15 protein-coding genes and 1 pseudogene are annotated in these 17274 nt (G+C 61.6%); 4 read left to right on the top strand and 12 right to left on the bottom strand.

All coding sequences use genetic code 11. The features are described from left to right. From gltB to hemE, 3 genes and pseudogenes are all read left to right on the top strand, one after another. Positions 1–1048, top strand: a pseudogene (gene gltB / locus ACIOYV_RS22470) (glutamate synthase large subunit); the annotation flags it as partial. A 122-nt stretch (positions 1049–1170) separates the two neighbouring features. Next, positions 1171–2589 carry an FAD-dependent oxidoreductase gene (locus ACIOYV_RS22475; RefSeq protein ID WP_401327120.1) on the top strand — a complete coding sequence of 473 codons (1419 nt, stop codon included), beginning with the start codon at positions 1171–1173 and terminating at the stop codon, positions 2587–2589. Between the two features lie 227 nt (positions 2590–2816). Continuing rightward, the gene (gene hemE, locus ACIOYV_RS22480; RefSeq protein ID WP_163907881.1) at positions 2817–3884 is read left to right on the top strand and encodes a uroporphyrinogen decarboxylase; all 1068 of its coding nucleotides are present in this window, start codon (positions 2817–2819) and stop codon (positions 3882–3884) included. A 176-nt stretch (positions 3885–4060) separates the two neighbouring features. On the opposite strand, the gene ACIOYV_RS22485 is transcribed toward hemE, so the two are convergent. Continuing rightward, positions 4061–5335 (bottom strand): MFS transporter, encoded by a 1275-nt coding sequence (locus ACIOYV_RS22485; protein ID WP_401327123.1) that lies wholly within the window; start codon positions 5333–5335, stop codon positions 4061–4063. 118 nt (positions 5336–5453) lie between these two features. Between ACIOYV_RS22485 and ACIOYV_RS22490 the strand changes: the two genes are divergently transcribed. Further along, complete coding sequence (locus ACIOYV_RS22490; protein WP_163907885.1) at positions 5454–6356, top strand: LysR family transcriptional regulator; 903 nt, start codon at positions 5454–5456, stop codon at positions 6354–6356. A 200-nt stretch (positions 6357–6556) separates the two neighbouring features. On the opposite strand, the gene ACIOYV_RS22495 is transcribed toward ACIOYV_RS22490, so the two are convergent. Genes ACIOYV_RS22495 through ACIOYV_RS22545 form a run of 11 tightly spaced genes read right to left on the bottom strand, consistent with a single transcriptional unit; the run spans position 6557 to position 17245 of the window. Beyond that, positions 6557–7003, bottom strand: coding sequence for a hypothetical protein (locus ACIOYV_RS22495; protein ID WP_054053145.1), 447 nt, complete (start codon positions 7001–7003; stop codon positions 6557–6559). A 29-nt stretch (positions 7004–7032) separates the two neighbouring features. Further along, entirely contained in the window at positions 7033–8259 is a 1227-nt protein-coding gene (locus ACIOYV_RS22500; protein ID WP_401327126.1) for a beta-ketoacyl-ACP synthase, read from the bottom strand. After that, a complete protein-coding gene (gene fabG / locus ACIOYV_RS22505; protein WP_054053149.1) occupies positions 8259–8987 on the bottom strand; it encodes a 3-oxoacyl-ACP reductase FabG in 729 nt (242 codons plus the stop codon). The genes ACIOYV_RS22500 and fabG overlap by 1 nt, the downstream gene beginning before the upstream one ends. Further along, positions 8987–9445 (bottom strand): hotdog family protein, encoded by a 459-nt coding sequence (locus tag ACIOYV_RS22510; RefSeq protein WP_054053151.1) that lies wholly within the window; start codon positions 9443–9445, stop codon positions 8987–8989. Before ACIOYV_RS22510 ends, fabG begins: the two co-directional genes overlap by 1 nt. After that, complete coding sequence (locus ACIOYV_RS22515) at positions 9442–10638, bottom strand: beta-ketoacyl-[acyl-carrier-protein] synthase family protein (protein ID WP_401327129.1); 1197 nt, start codon at positions 10636–10638, stop codon at positions 9442–9444. The genes ACIOYV_RS22510 and ACIOYV_RS22515 overlap by 4 nt, the downstream gene beginning before the upstream one ends. Further along, positions 10635–11240 carry a hypothetical protein gene (locus ACIOYV_RS22520; protein ID WP_401327132.1) on the bottom strand — a complete coding sequence of 202 codons (606 nt, stop codon included), beginning with the start codon at positions 11238–11240 and terminating at the stop codon, positions 10635–10637. Before ACIOYV_RS22520 ends, ACIOYV_RS22515 begins: the two co-directional genes overlap by 4 nt. Further along, complete coding sequence (locus ACIOYV_RS22525) at positions 11240–11965, bottom strand: class I SAM-dependent methyltransferase (protein ID WP_401327134.1); 726 nt, start codon at positions 11963–11965, stop codon at positions 11240–11242. Before ACIOYV_RS22525 ends, ACIOYV_RS22520 begins: the two co-directional genes overlap by 1 nt. After that, on the bottom strand, positions 11962–13209 hold the full coding sequence (locus tag ACIOYV_RS22530) for an NAD(P)/FAD-dependent oxidoreductase (protein ID WP_401327137.1): 1248 nt from the start codon (positions 13207–13209) through the stop codon (positions 11962–11964). Before ACIOYV_RS22530 ends, ACIOYV_RS22525 begins: the two co-directional genes overlap by 4 nt. Beyond that, on the bottom strand, positions 13196–14356 hold the full coding sequence (locus ACIOYV_RS22535; protein WP_401327139.1) for a sodium:proton antiporter: 1161 nt from the start codon (positions 14354–14356) through the stop codon (positions 13196–13198). Before ACIOYV_RS22535 ends, ACIOYV_RS22530 begins: the two co-directional genes overlap by 14 nt. Continuing rightward, positions 14353–16695, bottom strand: a complete 2343-nt coding sequence (locus ACIOYV_RS22540) for an MMPL family transporter (RefSeq protein WP_401327142.1) — start codon at positions 16693–16695, stop codon at positions 14353–14355. Before ACIOYV_RS22540 ends, ACIOYV_RS22535 begins: the two co-directional genes overlap by 4 nt. Continuing rightward, complete coding sequence (locus ACIOYV_RS22545) at positions 16679–17245, bottom strand: outer membrane lipoprotein carrier protein LolA (RefSeq protein ID WP_054053162.1); 567 nt, start codon at positions 17243–17245, stop codon at positions 16679–16681. The genes ACIOYV_RS22540 and ACIOYV_RS22545 overlap by 17 nt, the downstream gene beginning before the upstream one ends. Positions 17246–17274 lie beyond the last annotated feature (29 nt).

Below are 17274 nucleotides of genomic sequence, written 5' to 3' on the forward strand. Positions count from 1 at the left end.
CATGGTGGTGAATTTCTTCACCTACGTCGCCGAAGAAACCCGTGAGTGGCTGGCCAAACTGGGCGTGCGCTCCCTCGAAGAGCTGATCGGCCGTACCGATCTGCTGGAAATCCTCGAAGGCCAGACCGCCAAGCAGCAACACCTGGACCTGACCCCGTTGCTCGGCAGCGATCACATCCCGGCAGACAAGCCGCAATTCTGCCAGGTGGACCGCAACCCGCCGTTCGACAAAGGCCTGCTGGCCGAGAAAATGGTCGACCTGGCCACTTCTGCCATCAACGACAGGAGCGGGGCCGAGTTCGCCCTGGATATCTGCAACTGCGACCGTTCGATCGGTGCGCGGATCTCCGGTGAAATCGCCCGCAAGCACGGCAACCAAGGCATGGCGAACGCGCCGATCACCTTCCGCTTCAAAGGGACGGCTGGTCAGAGCTTCGGTGTGTGGAACGCCGGCGGCCTGAACATGTACCTGGAAGGCGACGCCAACGACTACGTCGGCAAAGGCATGACCGGCGGCAAACTGGTCATCGTGCCGCCGAAGGGCAGCGTCTACAAGACTCAGGACAGTGCCATTATCGGCAACACCTGCCTGTACGGCGCCACTGGCGGCAAGCTGTTCGCCGCTGGCACCGCGGGCGAGCGTTTCGCCGTGCGTAACTCCGGTGCTCACACCGTGGTGGAAGGCACCGGCGATCACTGCTGCGAGTACATGACCGGTGGTTTCGTCTGCGTATTGGGCAAGACCGGTTACAACTTCGGCTCAGGCATGACCGGCGGTTTCGCCTACGTGCTCGACCAGGACAACACCTTCGTTGACCGGGTCAACCACGAACTGGTGGAAATCCAGCGGATCAGCGGCGAAGCGATGGAAGCCTATCGCAGCCACCTGCAACGCGTGCTGGACGAATACGTCGCGGAAACCGACAGCGAATGGGGTCGTAACCTCGCTGAAAACCTCGACGACTATCTGCGCCGTTTCTGGTTGGTCAAGCCCAAGGCTGCCAACCTGAAATCGTTGCTTTCCAGCACCCGTGCCAATCCGCAATAAGGGCAGCTGCAAGCGGCAAGCTTCAAGCCGCCAGTTAACAGCAGTGCGCGATGTGCCTGCCACCGTGATTGTCTTGCAGCTTGAAGCTTGTAGCTTCGAGCTGCTGTTGAGAGGTTTTAACAATGGCTGAACGTCTGAATAACGACTTCCAGTTCATCGATGTCGGGCGCAAAGATCCGAAGAAGAAACTGTTGCGTCAACGCAAGAAAGAGTTCGTGGAAATCTACGAACCCTTCAAACCCCAGCATTCGGCCGATCAGGCCCACCGCTGCCTGGGTTGCGGTAACCCGTATTGCGAATGGAAGTGCCCGGTGCACAACTTCATTCCCAACTGGCTGAAACTGGTGGCCGAGGGCAACATCCTCCAGGCCGCCGAGCTGTCGCACCAGACCAACACCCTGCCGGAAGTGTGCGGCCGGGTGTGCCCGCTGTATGGTCTGTGCGTGGGGGCGTGCACCCTCAACGACGGCTTCGGCGCGGTGACCATCGGTTCGGTCGAGAAGTACATCACCGACACCGCATTCGCCATGGGCTGGCGCCCGGACATGTCCAAGGTCAAGCCGACCGGCAAACGTGTCGCGATCATCGGCGCAGGTCCGGCCGGTCTCGGCTGTGCCGACGTGCTGGTGCGTGGCGGCGTGACCCCGGTGGTGTTCGACAAGAACCCGGAAATCGGTGGCCTGCTGACCTTCGGCATCCCCGAGTTCAAGCTGGAAAAGACCGTGCTGAGCAATCGCCGCGAAGTCTTCACTGGCATGGGCATCGAGTTCCGCCTGAACACCGAAGTGGGCAAGGACGTGACCATCGAGCAACTGCTCGAAGAGTACGATGCCGTGTTCATGGGCATGGGCACCTACACCTACATGAAGGGCGGCTTTGCCGGTGAGGATCTGCCGGGCGTGCACGACGCGCTCGACTTCCTGATCGCCAACGTCAACCGCAACCTGGGCTTTGAAAAGTCGCCGGAAGATTTCGTCGACATGAAAGGCAAAAAAGTTGTGGTACTCGGCGGCGGCGACACGGCGATGGACTGCAACCGCACGTCGATCCGCCAGGGCGCCAAGTCGGTGACCTGTGCGTATCGTCGCGACGAAGCGAACATGCCGGGCTCGCGCAAAGAGGTGAAGAACGCCAAGGAAGAAGGCGTGAAATTCCTCTACAACCGCCAGCCGATCGCCATCGTCGGTGAAGACCGCGTCGAAGGCGTGAAAGTGGTCGAGACCCGTCTCGGCGAACCGGACGCCCGTGGCCGTCGCAGCCCCGAGCCGATCCCGGGCTCCGAAGAGATCATCCCGGCTGACGCGGTGGTCATCGCGTTCGGTTTCCGTCCAAGCCCGGCCTCGTGGTTCGAACAGTTCGAGATCCAGACCGACAGCCAGGGCCGCGTCGTGGCCCCGGAACAAGGCAAATACAAGCACCAGACCAGCAACCCGAAAATCTTCGCCGGTGGCGACATGGTTCGCGGTTCTGACCTGGTGGTGACAGCGATCTTCGAAGGGCGTAATGCCGCTGAAGGGATCCTGGATTACCTGGGCGTGTAAATTTGCTGGATCGGCGTCGCTCCATTCGCGGGCAAGCCTCGCTCCTACAGGGATCGCGTAAACCCTGTAGGAGCGAGGCTTGCCCGCGAAGAGGCCCGTCGTATCAACGCAAATCCAGCCGATGAACCCCGCGACAAATTGACCCGATAGACAAAAGGTGCGGCGCTTGCCGTGCCTTTTGCGTCGCGCTCTGAGAAAATGCCCGCACTTTTTTTCCGGATGCCGACATGACTGCCCTGAAGAACGACCGTTTCCTTCGCGCCCTGCTCAAGCAACCTGTAGACGTCACGCCGGTATGGATGATGCGTCAGGCCGGTCGCTACCTGCCTGAATACCGCGCCAGCCGTGCCAAGGCCGGTGACTTCATGAGCCTGTGCATGAACCCGGAGTTCGCTTGCGAAGTCACGATGCAACCGCTCGACCGCTATCCGCAACTGGACGCGGCGATCCTCTTCTCCGACATCCTGACCATTCCGGACGCCATGGGCCAAGGCCTGTACTTCGAAACCGGTGAAGGTCCGCGCTTCAAGAAAGTCGTCAGCACCCTGGCCGACATCGAAGCCCTGCCGATTCCTGATCCGCACAAAGACCTCGGCTACGTGATGGACGCGGTCAGCACCATCCGCCGCGAACTGAACGGCCGCGTGCCGCTGATCGGCTTCTCCGGCAGCCCATGGACCCTGGCCACCTACATGGTCGAAGGCGGCTCGTCGAAAGACTTCCGCAAGACCAAGGCCATGCTCTACGACAACCCGCAAGCCATGCACCTGCTGCTCGACAAGCTCGCGCAGTCGGTCACCAGCTACCTCAACGGCCAGATCATGGCCGGCGCCCAAGCGGTGCAGATCTTCGACACCTGGGGCGGCAACCTCTCGGCGGCGGCGTACCAGGAATTCTCCCTGGCCTACATGCGCAAAATCGTCAGCGGCCTGATCCGCGAACACGAAGGCCGCAAGGTCCCGGTCATCCTGTTCACCAAGAACGGCGGACTGTGGCTGGAAAGCATTGCCGATGCTGGCGCTGATGCGTTGGGCCTGGACTGGACCTGCGACATCGGCAACGCCCGTGATCGCGTCGGCAATAAAGTCGCCCTGCAAGGCAACATGGACCCGACGGTGCTCTACGCCAAGCCAGAAGCCATCCGCACCGAAGTCGGCCGCATCCTCGCCAGCTACGGCAAGGGCAGCGGCCACGTCTTCAACCTCGGCCATGGCATCACCCCGGAAGTTGATCCGGAGCATGCAGGCGCGTTCCTGCGCGCAGTGCATGAATTGTCGGCGCAGTATCACGAGTGATCGCCGCCCAATAAAAAACGCCCGGCTTATGCCGGGCGTTTTTGTTTGAGATACCAGACCGTACGCGGTCAATGTGGGAGCGAGCCTGCTCGCGAAAGCGATGGATCAGTCGACATCATTGTTGAATGTTCAACCGCTTTCGCGAGCAGGCTCGCTCCCACAGGGGGGGATTTGGATCAGGCCTTTACACCGCCCAACGGTGGCAGCTTCGCCAATTTCAACGCCACCAACAGCGCAATCACCAACAACCCACCAATAAACAACCCAATCCCGTTCCATCCACCGATGTGCCAGAACACCCCGCCCGCCGTCCCGGCAATGCTCGACCCGGCGTAATAGCTGAACAGGTACAACGATGAAGCCTGCCCCTTGGCCTTGATCGCCCGGCGCCCGATCCAGCTACTAGCCACCGAATGCGCACCAAAGAAGCCAAACGTGAAGATCAACATGCCGATGATCACCAACGACAGCGGCGTGAACATGGTCAGCGCCAAGCCCGCGAGCATCAGCACAATCGTCGCCCACAGCACTTTGCGTCGGCCCAGTTTGTCCGCCAGCGAACCGATCTTCGCCGAGCTATAGATCCCCGACAGGTAAACAACAGAGAGCAACCCGACAAACGCCTGGTCCATGTTGTAAGGCGCTGCCAGCAGGCGATAGCCGATGTAGTTGAACAGCGTGACGAACGCGCCCATCAGCACAAAAGCTTCAAGAAACAGCAGCGGCAGACCAGCGTCGCGAAAGTGCATGGTGAAGCCGTCGAGCAGGCTGCGCGGGTGCATCGAGCGAGCGCGGAAGTTGCGCGATTCCGGGAGGATTTTCCAGAACACCGTCGCCGCTATCAGCGCCAGGCCACCGATCACCAGCATCGCCGTGTGCCAACTGACGAAGTCGATCAGTACGCCCGTGATCAAGCGCCCGCTCATGCCGCCAATTGCGTTGCCGCCGATGTACAAACCCATGGCCAAACCGATGTGCTGCGGATGAATCTCTTCGCTCAGGTAAGTCATGGCTACCGCCGCCAGGCCGCTCAACGACAACCCGATCAACGCACGCATGATCAACACGCCTTCCCAACTCGGCATCATCGCGCTCGCCATGGTGCACAAGGCAGCGGCGAACAACGCGGTCACCATCACCGGTTTGCGCCCGACCCGGTCAGAAATCGGCCCGGTGATCAGCAGGCCAATGGCGAGCATGCCAGTGGCCACCGACAGAATCAGGCTGCTCTGCGCCGCGTTGATCGAATATTCGTGCGACAGCAGCGGCATCATCGGCTGCACGCAATACAGCAGGGCGAACGTCGCGAAGCCGCCGGAGAACAGCGCCAGCACCGTGCGCATGAACATCGGCGTGCCTTTTTCGATGTAAATCTCGTTCAGCTCGGCGACGACATCGTCCAGCACAGTAGGCGGAACTTCATGGGCGAGTGGGGCGACAGCAGTTTTCACTTCGGACCTCGGAGGGCGCAGCCGGTCAGGCAATGAAAAAAGCATATAGCTGCCTAACGATTCAATCCAATATATTATTCGACCTGTTTAAGAGCTTTTACGACCTAATGGAGTTTTCATGGAATTGCGCCACCTGCGCTACTTCATCGCCGTCGCCGAAGAACTGCACTTCGGCCGCGCCGCTCAAGTGCTGGGCATTTCCCAGCCGCCGCTGAGCCAGCAGATTCAGGCACTGGAAGCGGAAGTCGGCGCACGGTTATTCGAGCGTACCAATCGTCGGGTCGAGCTCAGTGAGGCCGGTCGGTTGTTTCTGGAAGAGGCGCGGCTGGTGCTGGCGCAAGTCGACAAAGCGGCGGACGTTGCCCGTCGAGCGCAGCTTGGGGAGTTGGGTGAACTGAAGATCGGCTTCACCTCATCGGCACCGTTCAACTCGACCATTCCCCAAGCGATTTTCTCTTTTCGCCAACGCTTCCCCGCAGTGCATCTGAATTTGCGCGAAATGAGCAGCACCCAAGTGGCCGACGCATTAGTGGATGAGTCGATCGAAGTCGGAATTATGCGACCACTCGGCTTGCCGGATTCCCTCAGCGTGGTGGAATTGATGCGCGAGCCGCTAGTGGCCGTGCTCAGTTCCAAGCATCCACTGGTCAACGGCAGCGAAGAAGGCCTGTTCCTGTCAGCCCTGGCCCTCGAACCTTTCGTCTTTTTCCCACGCAGTTATGGCAGTGGTCTGTACGCCCAGTTGCTGAGCCTGGCGCGGGATGCCGGTTTCAGCCCGCACTTCGCCCAAGAGGCGGGCGAGGCGATGACCATCATCGGATTGGTGGCGGCGGGGTTGGGGGTGTCGGTGCTGCCGGCGTCGTATCAGCGGATGAGGATTGATGGCGTGGTCTATCGACCGCTGCTTGATCCGGAAGCGGTATCAGCAGTGTGGCTGGTACAGCGCAAGGACCAGAAATCGCCGATGGCGAAGGCGTTTGTGGAGTTGTTGACGAGGAAGGTTGAACCGTTAAAAGCGTGACGGTCGTTTTCGTGGATTTCAGTTTGCAAAAAAGGGCGCCTTGAAAGGCACCCTTTGTCATTGTGGCGAGGGAGCGTGCTCCCGCTTGAGTGCGTAGCGCTCACAAAATCTTCAGTGAATGTCGGAGTTTGGGGCCGCTGCGCAGTTCAGCGCGAGCAAGCTCGCTCGCCACAGGATTGCCTCAATGGGCAGCAAGCTCCTTACTGAACCTTCACCAAATCCCCTTTCAACGCAACACCGGCCATGATCGCCCCAGCGTGGCACTCATAGTTCTTGGCGTCTTTACGCTCATTGCTCTTATAGAAACTCACAATGTTGGTCACCGCATTGGCCCCGGCGCTTTTGGCGGCCTGGAACAAGCTGATGATTGCCGATTGCGCGACCCATTCGCAGGCGACTGCGTCGGTTTTGTTGAAGGCGTTGGTTTTTTTGTTGGTCACGGAACCGGCGGTGAGGACGGTGACGTTGCCGGCCGGGTTGTTGCCGGCCAGGTAGAACTTGACGCTGCCGTCGATTTTGCCGGTGCGGGTGGCTTCGGCGACGGCTTTGTCGAAGGGCAGGTACACCGGGGTGTCGCGGGCCTGGCTGACGGCGGGGATGGCGCAGATCAGCAGGGTGGCGGCGGCAGCGAGTTTCTTGAAGTGCATGGAGGTCTCCTTGACCCAGATTAATTCGGTTACGACCAGCGGCGGAAGATCAGCGAGGTGTTGACGCCGCCGAAGGCAAAGTTGTTGTTCATCACGTATTGGTTGCTCATCTGCCGGAATTCGCCGCGCAGGTAGTCGAGCTTGCCGCAGTGCGGGTCGATCTCGTCGAGGTTGAACGTGTGGGCGTACAGGTCACGGTTCATCATTTCGATGCTGAACCAGGACTCCAGCGCACCGCAGGCCCCGAGGGTGTGGCCGAGGAAGCTTTTCTGCGAGCTGATCGGCATGTGCTCGCCGAACAGCGCACTGGTCGCCAGTGTTTCGGCAATGTCGCCCTGTTCGGTCGCGGTGCCGTGGCCGTTCACATAGCCGATGTCCGACGGCTGCAAACCGGCGTCTTCCAGCGCCAGTTCCATCGCTCGGCGCATGGTTGCCTGTTCCGGGCGGGTGGTGTGTTGGCCGTCGGCGTTGCTGCCGAAGCCGACGAGTTCGGCGTGGATGTGCGCGCCACGGGCCAGGGCGTGTTCGAGTTCTTCGAGCACCAGCATGCCGCCGCCTTCGCCGATCACCAGGCCGTCGCGGTCCTTGTCATACGGGCGTGGGCTGGTTTGCGGGGCGTCGTTTTTCAGGCTGGTGGCGTAGAGCGCGTCGAAGACCATGGCTTCGGTCGGGCACAGTTCTTCGGCGCCGCCGGCGAGCATCAGCGGCAGACGGCCGAACTTGATCGACTCGTAGGCGTAGCCGATGCCCTGGCTGCCGCTGGTGCAGGCGCTGGACGTCGGGATCAACCGGCCGGTGAGGCCGAAGAAGATGCTGATATTCGCCGCCGTGGTGTGCGGCATCATCCGCACGTAGGAGTTGGCGTTCAGGCCTTCCGCCACCGAGTTGAGCAGCATGTTGCCGAAGGCTTTGATCTCGTCGGTGCTGCCGGTGGACGAACCGCAAGCGACGCCCATGCGTCCGTCCTTGATCGATTCATCACCCAACAGCCCGGCGTCGGCCAGCGCTTGCTCAGCCGCACCGACAGCGAGGCGCGAGACGCGGCCCATGCTGCGCAGTTGCTTGCGGGTCCAGTGGCTCGGGACTTTGAAGTCATCGATCGGCCCGGCCAGACGTGTGTTGAGTTCAGTGAACCGATCCCACTCGTCCATGCGGCGAATGCCGCTGCGGTTGGCCGCGAAGTTGGCGGCGATGGTGGCCCAGTCGCTGCCCAGTGAGGTGATGCCGGCCATGCCGGTGACGACGACGCGCTTCATCAGCACAGGCCTCCATTGACGGCCAGAACCTGCCGGGTGATGTACGAGGCTTCCGCCGACATCAGGAAATTCACGGCGCCGGCCACCTCTTCAGGGGTGCCCATGCGTTGTGCGGGGATCATTTTCATCAGTTCTTCCACCGGCACGTTTTCGTCGAGCATGGCAGTGTCGATCAGGCCGGGTGCGACACAGTTGACGGTAATCTTGCGCTTGCCCAGTTCGATCGCCAACGCCTTCGCCGCGCCGATCAACCCGGCTTTGGAAGCGCTGTAGTTGACCTGCCCACGATTGCCGATCAACCCGGACACCGAGGTGATGCACACAATCCGCCCGGCGGCGCGACGACGAATCATCGGCATCATCACCGGGTGCAGTACGTTGTAGAAACCGTCGAGGTTGGTGCGCATCACCACATCCCAATCATCCTCGCTCAGCGCCGGAAAAGCACCGTCGCGGGTCAGCCCGGCGTTGAGCACCACGCCGTAATAGGCGCCGTGGGTTTCGACGTCGGCTTCGAGAATGGCTTTGCAACTGGCGCGGTCGGACACGTCGAATTGCAGGACTCGGGCATTACGGCCCAAGGCTTCGACTTCGGTTTTAACCGCTTCAGCCTCGGCCAGACCGCTGCGGCAATGCAGCACGATGTCGTGCCCGGCCTGGGCCAGGCGCAACGCGATGGCGCGGCCGATACCACGGCTGGAACCGGTGACCAGTACGGATTCAGTCATCACTCGACTCCTTGGATTTCTTGAAGATATTGCGCGGCCTGGGGCGGACGGTACACGTTCAGGCGCGCGGTGGCGTGGATGCCGGGCGCATTGATGTGGCATTCGAACACGCCCATGCCGCTGTCGTCTTCCAGGGAGCGCAGCCCATGGATGGTCAGCTCGGTGCCGGCGGGGAAGTGTTCGACGTTGCATTCGAATTTACGGGTGCCGAGCAGGAAACCCAGCTCCACCGCATCGCCCCGGGCGCGGGCATGACAACCGGCGTAGGCGGCGACGCTTTGCGCCATCAACTCGATGCCGACCCAGGCCGGCAGGCTGCCATCGGGCCGATTGAACAGGCCACCGGGCTTGACGGTGAGGCGGGTGTGAATCTGCTCGTCATCGAACGACAGGATCTGCTCGATGAGGATCATGTCGCCAGCGTGAGGCAGCAGTTCGGCGAGCGGCCAGTCAATCATGGGGCGTCTCCGATAATCAGGCTGACGTTATTGCCACCGAAGGCAAACGAATTGCTCATCAGGTAGCGGGGTGCAATGGACGCCAGGCGATGGGCCGGGGTCACCCAATTCAGTGGCGGCAGATCGGGGTCGGGCTGGCCGTCCCAGACATGGGGCGGCAGGGCATGTTCGGGATTGTCCGCGCTCAGGCTCAGCCAGCAGAACGCCGCTTCCAGGGCACCGGCGGCGCCGAGGGTGTGGCCGGTCATCGGTTTGGTCGACGAGCAGGGCACGCCGTCCGGGAACAGCGCCGAGACCGCCAGGCTTTCCATGGCGTCGTTGTGTTGGGTGGCGGTGCCGTGCAGGTTCAGGTAGCCGATTTGCGACGGTTGCAGATGGGCGCGGCTCAAGGCTTTATGCATCGCTTGCTGAGCGCCACGGCCGGTCGGTTCCGGCGCGGAAATGTGGTGCGCGTCGGAACTGGCGCCGCTGCCGAGCAGGGCAATCGATTGGCCGTCGCTGGCACTTTTGCTCATCAAAAACAGCACCGCCGCTTCGCCGATATTGATGCCGTTTCGGTTGGCCGAGAACGGATTACAGCGCTGCTCGGACACCGCTTCCAGGGCCGAGAAACCGTTGAGGGTCAGCTTGCACAAACTGTCGACCCCGCCGCACAACACCGCGTCGCACATCCCCAGGTCGAGCAAGCGCTGGGCGCTCATCAAGGCCCGGGCGCTGGAGGTGCAGGCCGTGGAAATCACATAGGCCGGGCCGCTCAATTGCAGCCAGTCGGCGAGGAAATTCGCCGGGGCACCGAGTTCCTGTTGCTGATAGTCGTAGTCGTCGGGAAATTCATGTTCACGGACGTAATGGGCCAGCCCGCGACTGGCTTCGTCGATGCCCGAAGTGCTGGTGCCGAGCACGACGCCGACGCGACCTGGGCCGTAGGTCTGGATCGCGCGATCGATGTCCGGGCGAATTTGCAGCGCTGCTTCCAGCAACAGTTGATTGTTGCGGCTGCGTTGCTCGGTCATCTCCGGCGGAATCGGCGCCAGCTCTCCGCGCACGGCGGCCACCGGCAGCGAACGTTCCAGCACCCAACCCGCCTCGCTGCGCATGCCGGAGCAATCGCCGGCAAACAGGTTGCGGGCGACTTCCCGTTTGTCGCGACCCAGGGCGCAGATCAGCCCCAAGGCGTTCAAATAGGCGGTCATGGCGTGTCTCCGCTCAGCGGCGTGACTTGGTATTTCGGACCTTTGGGCAGGTTCAATTCAAAGCTCAGTGGTCGTGAATAACGGACGTCCCAATGCTCTGGCAAGGAGCGTTGCCCGCCATGCTGCCACGCGGCGGGGTAGTTGCTTTGCAACTCGCCTTCGGGCGTCAGGGCAAACAACAGCGCGGCGAACAACTCGCGAGCCTCGGGGTTCGGCGGCAGCAGACCATCGGCCTGCCAGTCACCACCGACCAGCTTCTGCCGGGCCTGGGGAATGCCGAGCAAATCCATCATCGACCAACGCAGCGCGGGGCCTTCTTGCTGGATTACCAACACCCAATCCTGGCGATCGTCAGCCATCAGGCGTTGGATGTGCAATTGCAGCGGCAATGCCAGTGTGGGGTTGTGCTCAGGCAACGGCGCGCGGCTGGCGCAAGCGCTCAACAGCAAAGCACAAGCGACCAACAAAAATCGCCGCACCACCATTCCCCCTGTGGGAGCGAGCCTGCTCGCGAATTCTGCGGTACATCCAGAAATTTGGTGAACTGACCCACCGCTTTCGCGAGCAGGCTCGCTCCCACAGTGGTGAGTGAAAGTAGACATCAAACAGCACCTTCAAGCGGCTTGCGCGCTACCACATTGACCAGCGTCTCTTCCCGCTGACCAAAGGGCTTGGCCTTACGCAAACCAAAGCGTTCAAGCAGACCGAAATCCGTGGCGCGGCTCCACCACAAGTACGGGTAAGACACGTTCTGCGGGCCGAACTCGAAACCCTGCTGGCGAATCATTTCCAGATACCCGGCAGCGCTCTTTTGAACATGCATCGGATGCCGAAACAACCAGCGAATCACCCACGTATCAATGTAAGCCTCGGTGGACTCGGCGAACAGCAGGTAGCCGCCGGGCTTGAGCACACGGTAGAACTCGGCGAGGGCCTGATCCTGCTCCACCAGATGATGGAACGTCTGGTGACAGAACAGCAGATCAACACTGGCATCAGGCACGTTGAGCGTCGCGCAATCACTGCCGATCAACTCAACCGTCATGCCCTGACGCGCCGCTTCTTCAGCGCTGAGGTTCAAGCTGTGCGGATCCGCATCGACCCCGATCAAACGCTGGGGCGCAAACGCCTGGCGCAGATACTGGAACGACTTGCCCTGGCCGCAACCGGCATCCAGCAGCACCGGATTGCTCGGCAGCGACTCACTGAACAAACCACGCAGATCATTGATCGCGACCCGCAACACATGGTGCTGCCAGGTGTGGCTGCGCAGGAACCAGAAACCGAATCGGGTTTCTTCGACGTAGTTGTCGCTCAAGTAACTCATGTGGCATCCCTTGCGCAAAATTCCGAAATCACCTTCAACCGGCGCTTGGCTTCGCTGACAAACGGGTTGCGTTCGTCCCAAGCGTAACCGGCGAGGATCGAGGCGATCATGCGGCGGATTTCCGGCGAGCTGCCCTTATGGAAAATCACGTCCTGGAAGGTCCCGGTGTACCAACCTTCGACGTAGCAACGGAACGTATCGACGCCGCGCTTGAGCGGGTCGGCGAACTCGGTTTGCCAGTCGACGCTTTCACCCTGCAATTGGCGGTGCAGTACGCCGGCGGCCATGCTCGCCGAACGCATCGCGATGGTCACGCCGGAGGAGAACACCGGGTCGAGGAATTCCGCCGCGTTGCCCAACAGCGCAAAGCCTGGGCCATGCAACGTTTTGACGTTGGCCGAGTAGCCGCCGATGGTGCGCGCCGGGGTGTCCCATACGGCGTTGTTCAGCACACCGGCGAGGCTTGGGGTTTCGGCGATGAAACCGCGCAGGCACTGGTCCAGATCATCGGTGCGACCGGCGAAATGTTCAGCGGCAGCGACCACGCCCACCGAGCAACGGCCGTTGCTGAACGGGATGGTCCAGAACCAGATGTCGCGATGGACCGGGTGGGTGGTGACGAGGATCTTGGTGCGGTCGAAAGTCGGGTTGTCGATGTGGTCTTCGACGTGGGTGAACACCGCTTGGCGCACCGGGAAATTCGACGGTGCTTCCAGGTCGAGCAAGCGCGGCAGCACGCGGCCATAGCCGCTGGCGTCGAGCACGAAATCCGCTTCGACGCGGTACTCGCTACCGTCCTCGCGCAACACGTTCAGCTGCGGTTTCGCCAGGCTGAAGTCGGCGCTGACGATGGCTTCGCCATAGCGCAATTCCACGCCTTGCAACGCCGCCTGATCGGCCAGCAGTTTGTCGAAATCGGCGCGCTGCACCTGGAACGTCGTCGGCTTGCCGTTGCTGAAGGTGTCGCCGAAATCGAAGGCCGTGTATTCATCGCCCCAGGCGAACGCGGCACCGGTTTTCACCTGGAACCCGGCGGCGTTCACAGCGTCGAGCATGCCGGCCTCTTCGACGAAATCCAGGCAATGGGACAACAGGCTTTCGCCGATGGAGAACCGTGGGAAGTGCTGGCGCTCGATCACCAATACATCGTGACCCTTGCGCTTGAGCAGTGCGGCGGCGATAGCGCCCGAAGGACCGGCACCGATGATGACGACCTGACGATGTTCCATTTCAACGGTTGGCACGGGGGCTCCTTGCCGGGGCGGCGATATTCAGCGGGATTCGGTGCATGCCGGCGAGTGCCGGCAGCAGTGTGGCGATCAGACCCATCAGCATCAAGGCGAAGTACAGCGGCGGGCTGATGAGTTGTTGTTGCAGCAGCAGGTTGAGAAAGACGATCTCGCTCAACCCGCGAATATTCAGTAAAACGCTTTCGCGCCAGCGGCTGGCGCCGTCAGACGAGACACCGGCCCAACCCAAGCCCAGCCAGTTGCCCAGCAGTTTGCTGAGGATCGGGAACAGCAGCAGCGCCGCCAGTTGCAACCAGCCGAGGCTGGCCATCGCGCTGTGCACATTGATCTGCACGATGCCGAACGTGAGGATCAGCGGGATCGCAATCCAGGTCTGCAAGCGATGCATCCAGATCGCCGGCAACGGCAATACCAACGGGATTTTCAGCGCGGCCATGCACAGCAGATATCCGATGCCGAAAATCAGTGCATTAAGTTTGAAGTGCTCGGCCACCACCAGCAGCGCGAAGAAACCGCCGCTGTACAACAACTGCTGGCGCAGACCGAGCAACCGCAACAGCACCGGCAAACAGGCGCCGGCCAGTGGTAGCAACAGGCTACCCAGGTGCAGGCTGCCCTGGGCAACGCCGAACAGCGTCCAGCACGTAAGGTCGATCAGGATTGCGGTTTGCACCAGGCGCCGGGTGGCGTCGGGCGGATAGTTGATGTGCCGCAGGTACAGGTACAACACCGGAATCGCGGTGATGGCGAACACCAGACCGACCGCCAATGAACTGAGCCACGATTGCGGCGGCAGTATCCAGACCGCCGTCGCCAAGCCGCAAGCGAACGGCAGACAGAAACTCGGCAGGGCGATTTTCAGGCTCTGCCGATCCAGTTGCAGGTCGATCACGTCGCTGAGGATGTGCCCCAGCAGCAAGGCGAAACTCAGGCTGTAGAGGTTTTTCAGCCATACCGGCGAGATGAGATCCGCGCCGCTGAGTTGCCAGCCCGGTTCGATCCAGAAGAACATCAGCAGTGGCAACCCGAAGGTCGCCAACAGCAATTGGCTGACAATCGGGATCAAGCCGAAATGCCGGCCGACGCGAGTCGCGACGGCGAACATGCCCAGGGCCATCGCCCAGAACAGCACGATCATCATGCCGTCTGCTCCACGGCCGGAGCGGCGTGGACATGACGTCCGGCCCACGGCGCCAAGATGAAGCTGAACGCCAGACCCAGGCTCACCGACAAACCGAAGTTGCTCACCGCTGGTGTGCTGGAGACCGCCAGCAAACCGAACGACAGCCAAGTGGTCAGCGCCGCCAGCAACGTGCCCAGCAGGCTCACAGCGGCACCGCCGACCTGTTCGCGCATGAGGATCGCGTAATCGACGCTGATGGCCGTCACCAGCAACAGGCCGAACAGGCTGAACAGCGTCAGCGGCTGGCCGAGCCAACCGAGGCACGCCAGGCTGCACAGCGCCGCGAGCAGAGGCAGCGCGACGATCCGCAGCGCGCCGCCGAGGCCGAACGGCAGAATCAGCACCAGTACGATCAGTACGCAGGAGGCGAGTTTCAGCTCAGCGGCGCTGATCTGGGTCTGGGCGAAGACATTGTTCAGTTCGCCGAGGCGATCCACCAGTTCAACGCCCGGCAAGTCCAGGGCCTGGACCCGCAGCAGCGACGGGTTGTTCAAGCCTTGCAGGCTGACCATGGCTGCCACGCCGCCGTCATCGGTCGGGCCCAGCCACAGGGTGCGATAAGGTTCGGCCAATGGCCCGACCAGCGCGGCGTCGATGTCTTCGACAGGCAGCGCCTGCAACTTGGTCAGCTCGGCTTGAAGCGCTTCAACCGGTACGCCGACGTCGAGCAATGGCTGCCAGAACTGCGGCAGTTTGTTCAACGCCTCGCGCACTTGCTGCTGTTCGCTCGGCTGGCTGACCAGTTGGTTGAGGGACAAGAAGCCCTGGAGTTTGTCGAGGTTAACCAGTTGCTCCAGGCGATCATTCAGCGCGCCCTGGCGCTCCAGCAATTCCTGCTGATTGGCGGCCCGGATCAGGAAAAACTGGCTGGTGGGCTGGAAGCCGGTGATGCGCGCGATGGCCTGAGCTTCGTCGGTCAGATGTTGTGGCATGCCGACCCATTGGCGAATGTCATTCTTGGTGCTGAGCTGCAACAGACCACCGACACAGAAGGCAATCAACAGCGCCAGCAACACCGGTGTGCGGACATGCTTGAGCAGCGTTTCACGCAGGTTCACCAGACACTCGGCGACTCGCAGCGGCCATTGCGCCGGGCGCAGGTCCGCACCCTTGAGCAACGCCGGCAACAGGCACACCGCCGACAGATAAGCACCCAGCAACCCGGCGGCCGAGAACACGGCGATTTGCGTCAGCGCCGGGAACGGTGTCCAAGCCAGGGCGAGGTAGCCGATGCAACTGGTGATCAGGCTCAGTGTCAGCCCCGGCAGCGTCAGGCGCAGGGCTGGCCAACTGTTCCAGGGTTTCAGGCTCCAGCTCTTGGACAGGTAATGCAGCGGGTAATCCACGGCGACGCCGATCAGGCTGGAGCCGAGCACCAAGGTCATCACATGCATATGGCCGAACAGCGCCACGCACGCCACCATGCCGAACAACATCCCCACCAGCACCGGGACGAACGCGAGCAACACGCGCAAACGCCGGAACGCCAGCAACAGCAACAACAGGATGCCGAGTGTGGCGCCGCCACCGACCCAAGTCATTTCCCGGGTCGCTTGTTGCTGACCGTTGGCCGCGTAAAGCAAGCCGCTGGCGGCGAGCAATTGCACCTCGCCTTGGGCCGCTTCTTCGCGACTGTGTTTGAGCAAATCGGCCACTTGCAGTGGCAGGTTCATGTCGAAGGCGTTGCCGGTGGTGCGCGCGCGCAGCAGCACCCAACTCTTGCCGTCGGCATCGGCAATCAAAGCGCCGCTGCCGATGTCCAGTTGCACCGTGCCGTGTTGCGGCTGGCTGTTCTGGATGCGCCCGGTCAGGCCCAGCCAGTCGTCCTGGCTTGGCACCAGGCTGAAGCCGGTGAAGGGGTCGAACAGCGCTTGTACACGCTGTTGAATGAACGCGTCGGGATGCTCGATCAGATGTTGCCGATCCACGTCCGAGAGCATCGCCAACCGGCCTTGCAGCAACTGCGTGCGCAACGCTGGCAGGTCGGCTTGCAAGGTCCATTGGACTTTTTCGAACAGACCGCTGGCCTGCCACTGCTCGCCGAGTTTCTGCGCCATGGCCACGGCTTGCTGGCGATCGGTGTGGCCGACCAGCACCAGCATTTCGCGGTTCAGCGGTTCTTGCATGCGTTGTTCGGCGCGCAGTTCCAGCGCGTCCGGCGCCGTGCCCGGCACCAGTTCCATCAGGTTGGCCGACAGCGGTGCGCCGTCACGCCATTGCCAACCGGCGAGCGCGAGCACCGCCAGCAGCAGGATCATGAATAGCCGTGGGAGACTCCGTTCACTCGGCAAAGTCATGTTGCTCCGCGTCGCTCAACGGTTGGGCGCTGGTGCTGTCCTGCATGCGCAACAGGGTGCTGTCGCCTTGGGTTTCCAGTAGCTCGATGGTGTTCACCAACTCGCCACCATCGATGTTGATCTGGTTGAACACTTGCTTGAGCAGCATCGAGCGCGGGGTCAGGGTCAGCTTCCATTTCTGTGCATCGCCACTCAGAGCCAGCTCGAAATCCCGTTGCAACCCGCTGCTGTCACCTTGCAGCACGGCAAGGAACAAACGGTTCTGTTCGGCACCGGCACTCTTGCCCGGCAGCAATTGCCAGCCGTTGGCATCACGCCGGGCAATGCCCTTGGCGTTGATCCGGTAATCCTGTTGCAGCGGAGTTTTCAGCAGCCACAGCAAGCCGTGGTTTTTAGCGAGGACGAAGGTGCCCTTGCTGACCAGCGGCTGGGGCAGGGCACGCAGGTGTTTTTCCTGGATGAAGTGGCCGTGGATCACATCCGGTTTGGCCAGTTGATCGCTCAACTGTTGCAAATCAAACGCCTGCGCCTGCGAAGCGAAACCCACCATCAACAGCACCGCAATCGCGTAGCAGCTGC

This window comes from Pseudomonas sp. NPDC087342, from assembly GCF_044744265.1.
GTDB lineage: Bacteria > Pseudomonadota > Gammaproteobacteria > Pseudomonadales > Pseudomonadaceae > Aquipseudomonas > Aquipseudomonas nunensis.